The sequence below is a fragment of the Actinomycetes bacterium genome (genome assembly GCA_036510875.1).
In the GTDB taxonomy this organism is placed as follows: domain Bacteria; phylum Actinomycetota; class Actinomycetes; order Prado026; family Prado026; genus DATCDE01.
Window position 1 is genome coordinate 1 of sequence record DATCDE010000073.1, and the last position, 4,335, is coordinate 4,335.

Consider the following 4,335-nt stretch of genomic DNA (forward strand, 5'->3'; position numbering starts at 1 on the left):
GGGCCCGCCGGGGAGCCGACTCGCGGCTGCACCTGCGCATCGCCGAGCTTGCCGGCAGCCCGCTGCTGCTCGCCGCGGTGACCGACGCCCAGCTGCGGATCGGCGAGCTGCTGGCCGCCATCCCGGTGCTCTCGGCCAACCTCGCGCACTCCGACCGACAGCACGCGGCCGTCGTCGAGGCCATCCTGGCGGGCGAGGCCGAGCGGGCGTCCCGGATGATGGCCGAGCACTGCGACGCCACCTCGGCCCTGCTGCGCGGTTTCCTAGGGTGACCCGTCCCCGCGCCCGGGCCGGACCGCTAAAGTTCCGCCGACGAACCTTTACCGCCCTTCGGACGACAGGATAACGCCATGGCCCGTGTCCCTGCACTCACCGTCGAGCAGCTGGCCGGCGACGTCGACTCCGGGCGGATCGACACGGTGCTCGTCGCCCTGACCGACATGCAGGGCCGGCTGCAGGGCAAGCGGCTGCATGCCCGGCACTTCATGGACGACGTCCTGGGGCACGGCACCGAGGGCTGCAACTACCTGCTCGCCGTGGACGTCGACATGAACACCGTCGACGGCTACTCGATGTCGTCGTGGGGCACCGGCTACGGCGACTTCGTGCTGCAGCCCGACCTGGACACGCTGCGATACGTGCCCTGGCAGGAGGGCACCGTGCTGCTGCTCGCCGACGTCCGGTGGCTCGACGGAGAGGACGTCGTCGCGTCGCCCCGGCAGATCCTGCGCCGTCAGCTCACGCGGCTCGAGGACGCCGGCATGCAGGCGCTGGTCGGCACCGAGCTGGAGTTCATCGTGTTCCGGGACAGCTACGAGGACGCCTGGCAGTCCGGCTACCGCGGCCTGACCCCGGCCAACCTCTACAACGTCGACTACTCGCTGCTCGGCACCGCCCGGGTCGAGCCGCTGCTGCGCCGCATCCGCAACGAGATGTACGGCGCGGGCATGACGGTGGAGTCGGCCAAGGGCGAGTGCAACCTCGGCCAGCACGAGATCGCGTTCAAGTACGCGGACGCGCTGACCACCTGCGACAACCACGTGGTCTACAAGAACGGCGCCAAGGAGATCGCCGCGCAGGACGGCAGCTCGCTGACCTTCATGGCCAAGTTCAACGAGCGCGAGGGCAACTCCTGCCACATCCACCTGTCGTTCCGCGGGACCGACGGCTCGCTGGCCATGGCCTCGGACGACGACCACGAGCACGGGCTGTCCGCCCTCGGCCGGCACTTCATCGCCGGCCAGCTGGCGCACATGCGCGAGCTCACCTTGTTCTTCGCCCCGAACATCAACTCCTACAAGCGGTACGTGGCCGGGTCGTTCGCCCCGACGGCGATCAAGTGGGGCCCGGACAACCGCACCTGCGCGTTCCGGCTGGTCGGCCACGGCCCGGGGCTGCGGTTGGAGAACCGGATCCCGGGCGGTGACGTGAACCCGTACCTGGCCACCGCCGCGATGATCGCCGCCGGCCTGGACGGCATCGAGCGCGAGCTGCCGCTGGAGGCCGCCTTCGAAGGCAACGCCTACCAGGCCGACGCGGAGCGGGTGCCGGAGTTCCTTCACCAGGCCATCGAGCTGTGGGACGGCAGCGCCTTCGCCCGACAGACGTTCGGCGAGGAGGTCGTCGACCACTACACGAACATGGGCCGGATCGAGCTCGAGGCGTTCGCCCGGGCTGTCACCGACTGGGAGCGGTACCGCTCCTTCGAACGGATGTGAGCACTCGCATGACCACGACGCACGACGTCGTCAACCCCTCGACCGAACAGGTCATCACCACGATCGAGCAGACCGACCTGGCCGGCACCGACGCGGCGGTGGCCTCGGCGCAGCGGGCCTTCGAGACCTGGCGCCACGTGGCCCCCGCCGACCGGTCGAGGCTGCTGCGGCGGCTCGCCGAGCAGGTCGACTCCCACCTCGAGGAGCTGGCCCGGCTCGAGGTGGCCAACTCCGGCCACACGATCGGCAACGCCCGCTGGGAGGCCGGCAACGTCCGCGACGTGCTGACCTACTACAGCGCGGCGCCGGAGCGGCTGTTCGGCCGGCAGATCCCGGTGCCCGGCGGCGTCGACGTCACCTTCAAGGAGCCGCTCGGCGTCGTTGGCGTGATCGTGCCGTGGAACTTCCCGATGCCGATCGCCGGCTGGGGCTTCGGCCCGGCGCTGGCCGCCGGGAACACGGTGCTGCTCAAGCCGGCCGAGCTGACCCCGCTCACCGCGATCCGGCTGGGCGAGCTGGCCCTCGAGGCCGGCCTGCCCGAGGGCGTGCTCACCGTCCTGCCGGGCAAGGGCTCCGTGGTCGGGGAGCGGTTCGTCACGCACCCCGCCGTCCGGAAGGTGGTCTTCACCGGCTCCACCGAGGTCGGCAAGGGCGTCATGCGCGGCTGCGCCGAGCAGGTCAAGCGGGTCACCCTCGAGCTGGGTGGCAAGAGCGCGAACATCGTGTTCGCCGACGCCGACCTGGAGCGGGCCGCGGCCACCGCGCCGTACGGCGTCTTCGACAACGCCGGCCAGGACTGCTGCGCGCGCTCCCGGATCCTGGTGCAGCGCTCCGCCTACGACCGGTTCATGGAGCTGCTCGAGCCGGCCGTGGCCGGGGTGCGGGTCGAGGACCCGGGCCTGGACACTGCCGAGATGGGTCCGCTGATCAGCCGCGGCCAGTGGGAGACGGTCGCCTCATACGTGCCGGACGACGCGCCGGTCGCGTTCCGCGGCAGCTGCCCCAGCGGCCCGGGGTTCTGGTTCCCGCCGACCGTGCTGGCGCCGACGTCCCCGGACGACCGTTCGGCGCGCGAAGAGATCTTCGGCCCGGTCGTCGTCGTCCTGCCGTTCGAGGACGAGGCGGACGCCATCCGGATCGCCAACGACACCCCCTACGGGCTGTCCGGCTCGATCTGGACCGAGAACCTGGGCCGGGCGCTGCGCGTCTCGCGCGCGGTCGAGACCGGCGCCCTGTCGGTCAACAGCCACTCGTCGGTGCGCTACTGGACGCCGTTCGGGGGCTACAAGCAGTCCGGCCTCGGCCGGGAGCTGGGACCGGACGCGGTCGACGCGTTCACCGAGGTCAAGAACGTCTTCATCGCTACGGAGGCCTGAGCATCGTGATGGACCGTCTGCAAGACCGCGTCGCCGTGATCACCGGCGCCGCCAGCGGGATCGGGCTGGCGTCCGCTCGCAGGCTCGCCGCTGAGGGCGCCAAGGTGGTCGTCGCCGACCTGAACGAGGAGGCCGGTGGACCGGTCGCCGAGGAGCTCGGTGGGTTGTTCGTCCAGGTCGACGTGACCAGCCCCGAGGACAACGAGCGGCTGTACGCCACCACCGTCCAGACCTATGGCCGGGTGGACGTCGCGTTCCACAACGCGGGCATCTCCCCGCCGGACGACGACTCGATCCTGGTCACCGGGCTGGACGCCTGGCGCCGGGTGCAGGAGGTCAACCTGACCTCGGTGTACCTCGGCTGCAAGGCGGTGCTCTCGCACATGCAGCGCCAGGGCAAGGGTTCGATCATCAACACGGCGTCCTTCGTGGCGACCCTCGGCGCGGCCACCTCGCAGATCTCCTACACGGCGTCCAAGGGCGGCGTGCTGGCGATGACCCGTGAGCTGGGCGTGCAGTTCGCCCGTGAGGGCATCCGGGTCAACGCGATCTCGCCGGGGCCGGTGGCCACCCCGCTGCTCATGGAGCTGTTCGCCAAGGACCCCGAGCGGGCCCAGCGGCGGCTGGTGCACATCCCGATGGGCCGCTTCGGCGAGCCGGACGAGATCGCCGCGGCCGTCGCCTTCCTGGCCAGCGACGACTCCTCGTTCATGACGGCGGCCAACTTCCTGGTGGACGGCGGCATCTCCGGCGCCTACGTCACCCCCCTCTAGCGAGTTGTCAGGGTGAGGACGACGTAGAGCTCGTCCTGACCCTGACAGGTTCAGCGGGAGGCGGCGACGAGCGCGTCGAACAGGCGGGGGTCGTCGCCGACCTCGGGGTGCCACAGGACGCCGAGGGCGAACCGGCGAGTCGGGTCCTCGACCACCTCGGCGGAGCCGTCGTCGGCCCAGCCGGTCACGGTGAGCGAGCCGGGGTCGGCCAGCCCCTGGTGGTGGTAGGAGCGCACCGACACCTCCTCGCCGAGGATGCCGGCCGCCCCGGAGCCGGCGGCCAGCCGCACCGGGTGCTCGCCGTAGACGCCCGGGCCGGGCCGGTGGCGCTCGTGCCCCACGACCTCGGGCAGGTGCTGGTGCAGCGCGCCGCCGGCGTGCACGGCCATCAGCTGCATGCCCCGGCACACGCCCAGCACGGGCAGGTCGGCGGCCAGCGCCCTGGCCAGCAGCGTGAGCTCGGCGGCG

5 protein-coding genes are annotated in these 4,335 nt (G+C 71.6%); 4 read left to right on the plus strand and 1 reads right to left on the minus strand.

The features are described 5' to 3' along the window. The 4 genes from VIM19_04100 to VIM19_04115 form a co-directional block, all read left to right on the plus strand. Positions 1–272 (plus strand): FCD domain-containing protein (locus VIM19_04100; GenBank protein ID HEY5184091.1); only part of this gene is annotated, 272 nt, incomplete at its 5' end. 78 nt (positions 273–350) lie between these two features. Continuing rightward, positions 351–1,718, plus strand: coding sequence for a glutamine synthetase family protein (locus VIM19_04105; GenBank protein HEY5184092.1), 1,368 nt, complete (start codon positions 351–353; stop codon positions 1,716–1,718). An 8-nt stretch (positions 1,719–1,726) separates the two neighbouring features. Next, a complete protein-coding gene (locus VIM19_04110; GenBank protein ID HEY5184093.1) occupies positions 1,727–3,094 on the plus strand; it encodes an aldehyde dehydrogenase family protein in 1,368 nt (455 codons plus the stop codon). A 5-nt stretch (positions 3,095–3,099) separates the two neighbouring features. Continuing rightward, positions 3,100–3,867, plus strand: a complete 768-nt coding sequence (locus tag VIM19_04115) for a 3-oxoacyl-ACP reductase (GenBank protein HEY5184094.1) — start codon at positions 3,100–3,102, stop codon at positions 3,865–3,867. Between the two features lie 50 nt (positions 3,868–3,917). Here the strand turns inward: VIM19_04115 and VIM19_04120 are convergent. Beyond that, positions 3,918–4,335: gamma-glutamyl-gamma-aminobutyrate hydrolase family protein (locus VIM19_04120; GenBank protein ID HEY5184095.1), on the minus strand; the 418-nt coding region annotated here is incomplete at its 5' end.

Excerpts from the sequence above, each read along its gene's own strand:
- VIM19_04110 (HEY5184093.1), top strand. The coding sequence starts at position 1,727 with ATGACCACGACGCACGACGTCGTCAACCCCTCGACCGAACAGGTCATC.
- VIM19_04105 (HEY5184092.1), top strand. The coding sequence starts at position 351 with ATGGCCCGTGTCCCTGCACTCACCGTCGAGCAGCTGGCCGGCGACGTC.